Source organism: Anabaena sp. CA = ATCC 33047 (genome assembly GCF_963870205.1).
GTDB lineage: Bacteria > Cyanobacteriota > Cyanobacteriia > Cyanobacteriales > Nostocaceae > Trichormus.
The window spans coordinates 328,863-332,917 of record NZ_CAWMSA010000057.1 but is presented as its reverse complement, the minus strand read 5'-3'; the positions used below and the strand labels follow the sequence as shown (position 1 = coordinate 332,917).

The following is a 4,055-nucleotide window of genomic DNA, read 5'->3' as shown; positions in this document are numbered from 1 at the left end:
GTGAGTCGGCGAGTGATTGCCAATCCTAAACCAGTGCCTCCATACTTGCGGTTACTTTGTCCCGCACTCTGGACAAATTTTTCAAAAATTAGTTGTTGTTGCTCCTGAGCAATACCGATTCCTGTGTCTTCTACGGCAATTTCTAGGCACACTTGGCTAACTCCACATAGACAGTGAATGTGAGCGCGAACAAGGATTTTAATATATCCCTGTTCTGTAAACTTCAGGGCATTGCCCACGACATTAAATAGAATTTGACGTAATCTGACTTCATCAATCAAAATCACCGGTGGTACAGTATCTTCAATCTCGGTGTATAAAGTTAAATTTTTAGTGATTGCCTTTTGAGTAAAAATCTGTTGAATTTCTTGAATCAGAACTCGCAGGTTTACAGGTTCATAACAAAGTTCTAATTTACCGGCTTCAATTTTGGATAAATCCAGAATGTCATTAATCAATCCCAACAGACTTTTACCACTGGCAGTTAGTGTGTTTAAATATGATTGTGCTTGTGGTTCAGTCACAATTGATTGTAGCAAGTCAGCAAAGCCCAAAATCGCATTCATGGGTGTACGAATTTCGTGGCTCATATTAGCTAGAAACTCACTTTTAGCTTTGTTAGCAGTTTCGGCTTCTTGTTTAGCTAGTTCTAAAGCTAAGTTATTCCTGGTTAATTCTTGTTGTGCTTGTGCATCTTTGAGGGCAATGGCTAAATATTTGGCCACTTCGGAAAGCACGGCAATTTCATGCCCTTGCCAAGTTTTGGGGGTGGGTGAATCAAAACAGAGTAAACCTACTAATTTGTCTGAATGTTGCAAGGGGACATCAAGCAGGGCTTGAGTACCACCGGCTAACATTGCCTGAGCGATCGCTGTCATTCTTGTATCCTGTGTGACATCATCAATCACAAGCGGTTGACCCTGTTTTAGCGCGTTCCAGTAACTTGGTGCAATGGTCAGGTCTGCTTTCAATCCTTGTATTGGCGGCATACCCGAAGGTTCTAAAGCATGAATTACCGTCAGTATTCCTTCTTCATTAATGGTTGAGTAGGCTACACGGTAGTGGCTGAAGTATTCACTTAACTGGTAAACAGTAAAGGAAATTATTTGTTCCACTGTCATGCCCGTGGTAATACCTGTGAGGATGCTATTAATTAAACCTAACCGCGCTTGACTTTCCCTGAGAGCCATCTCTGAGAGTTTGCGTTGTGTGATATCACGATATTGCCACAGGTGTCCTTGATACTGCTGATCTACGAAAACTGGGATATAGTCTCGCTCTAAAGTGCGACCATCTACTAAATCAATTTCTTCTGCTGTAACTACTCGTTTTTCCTGAAGTATTTGCTCAATACGTTTTAATGTGGCATCTGGATTGATAAATATCTGTTTTGCCTGTTGAGCTAATTCGCTACAGTCTGCCCCCAATAAAGCCTCAGAGGACACAGGAATGCCAAACAGGTGACAAAATTGTTGATTAATTAAAGCTATCTTCCGGGTTTCATCTTCTACTAATACACCCGCTTGCAGATTTTCAATTAAGGTCGCTAATCGTGAACTGGTTGCCCGTAATTGCTCTTCTACTTGTTTGCGTTCCGTAATGTCGATGCCTGTACTGATGATATATTCTACTGTATCTTCATAGCTCTTCAGGATATTGTTGGAACAGGCAATCAACCGCCTACTACCATTCTTATTTCTCCAGTAGAGTTCACAATTTCGTTGGTCTGGGGCTAATTTACCAGATTTTAACTGCTCAAACACAGCTTTGACTGTTTCCCGTTCTTCAGGAAATAAAAATACATCCCAAAAATACCTATCCCTAACCTCATCAAATGAATAACCTGTAAGTATTTCACAAGCTTGATTAAAACGAACAATTCTCCCTTCTAGGTTCAGCACTAATACTAAAACGTCGGCTGTATTAAGGAGCTTGGAAATAAAGTTTCTTTCTTGCTTAAGAGTTTGTTCTACTAACTTCCTTCGAGTTATTTCACGATAAACGAAGTAGTAGATTAAAGAAAGAATTGAAAAAGTTGATATCAATGCAATTTCTAATACAAGAATTGCATTTTTATCGCTGTTTTTTGCTGCTTGTAATTTTTGTTTGAGTAGCTGATTTTCTGCTGCCTTCATCTCATGGATAATCTTGTGGATATTATCCAGAATATGTTTGCCTTGATCTGTCTTAATTGTCTGCAAAGTAGCCTCCAAACCCGTGCGTTGGCGCAAGTCGATGTTTTGCTGGAGTTTTGTAAGTTTTAATCTTATTAGGGTTTTGAGCTTGTCAATATGTTGTAGGTCAAATTGATCATCTGCTAAATTACTCAGTTTCTCAAATTCTCTTTCTATGTTTTTAGTTGCTTGCTGATACGGCTGTAGATCAGGCTTTTCTCCAGTCGTGATGTAACCACGTTGTGCCGTTTCAGCTTCCTTTAAGTAAAATAAAATTTTGTCTAATGTGTTAATTTCTTCTTGAGTATTTTCCAATTTAACAATAGTATTAAAAGATAGTCTTATAGTGTGGTGAGTAACTGCACCCATGCAGATTAAAAATACTGCTGCTAACGCAAAGCCAGCACTCACTTTTGTAAAAAATAGCCTTTGTAAATTATTTGCCTGTTGGCGTTCATTGCTGACCAGATTCAAACTCGCTAAGTTGCGGCGCAACTCCATTTGTTTGATAACTAGGCGGGCTAAAGATTCTAATGCCTCAAGCTGTTCATTAGATAAATTGCGTGGTACAAAATCAATTACACAAAGGGTTCCTAAAGCATAGCCTTGAGGGTTAATCAGGGGTACACCAGCATAAAATTGAATATGGGGAGATGAGGTTACTAATGGGTTGGTTGCAAATCTTTCATCTTTTGTAGCGTCAGGTACTATAAAAATATTAGATTGTAGAATCGCATGAGCGCAAAATGCCAAATCACGACAAGTTTCCCCTGCATCTAATCCCAGTTTTGCTTTGAACCATTGACGGTTTGTATCAATTAAGCTGACTAAAGCCACAGGAGTTTCACAAATATAGGAAGCTAAACGAACCAAATCGTCAAAGGCAGCTTCTGATGGAGTATCAAGGATGCCATACTGCAAAAGTGTTGCAATTCTCTCTGTTTCGTTATCAGGTAATGGTGCTTTCATTGAGTTAGGAATACGCAGTTTTTGCGAATTAGTGGGATAAAGCAGGCGGATAATTAGGTTTGTTATGGTATGGGCATTTAATAAGAATTTTTGGCAATTTGTTGCCGAATAGAGGGGAATTTTTCGATAGTTTGCGGTAATAACTGCCAATCAAAAGCATCTAGCTGTGTTTTCAGAGAATTGGCATAATCCGCCAAAATTTGGCATTGATGTTCCTGGCTCCACACCTCTAGGCGTGCAATAAACTGTTGCAGTTCTCGCATTTCTAAAGTTTTTCGCAGAGTTATCCAGACGATTTCTTCCTCTTGCCGGATTTTAGCCAGGAGTTCTGTTAAATTAATGGGAATCTTTGATGCAGCTTTGTCAGAGTTACCAAAGTGTAAATTGTCTGGCGGTAACTCATATTGTTGCGCTCTTGGTGGAGAAATCTGGAGATATTTTTTCATTTCTGTTACGAGTGCGCTACGGCTGACAGGTTTACGCAAAAAGCCCTGGCAAATTGTCTCAACCTCTAATTGTTCTTCCTTCTGGCAAGAAGCTGTCAAAATAATGATGGGAATATGTTGAGTGCGTGCGTCATTTTTGAGATGCAACGCAGTTTCACATCCATTCATCCGAGGCATTCGCAAATCAAGTAAAATCAAGTCTGGCTGATGTATTTGCGTCAGGCGAATCGCTTCCTCGCCATCTTCAGCCATGATTAACAAATGATGAGTTTGGGCAAAGTATCCCTGAATTAGCTGGCGATTTGAGTCTACATCATCCACAACCAAAATTGTGCAGGGAGCAAACTGATTGAGATCATCATCTGGAGAGGAATGTTCAGGCAATTCCGTAGTGTCATTGCCTAGGGATAATTCAGGAAAGACAAAAGTAAAAATACTACCTTGCCCTAACTCACTTTCGAGTGTA

General features: G+C 39.8%; 2 protein-coding genes. Both read right to left on the bottom strand.

Features of this window, described 5'->3' with window-relative positions:
• A partial coding sequence (locus AACS98_RS19395) for a GAF domain-containing protein (RefSeq protein ID WP_198161162.1) occupies window positions 1-3,143 on the bottom strand: 3,143 nt, incomplete at its 3' end.
• Between the two features lie 77 nt (window positions 3,144-3,220).
• A partial coding sequence (locus tag AACS98_RS19390) for a response regulator (protein ID WP_198161161.1) occupies window positions 3,221-4,055 on the bottom strand: 835 nt, incomplete at its 5' end.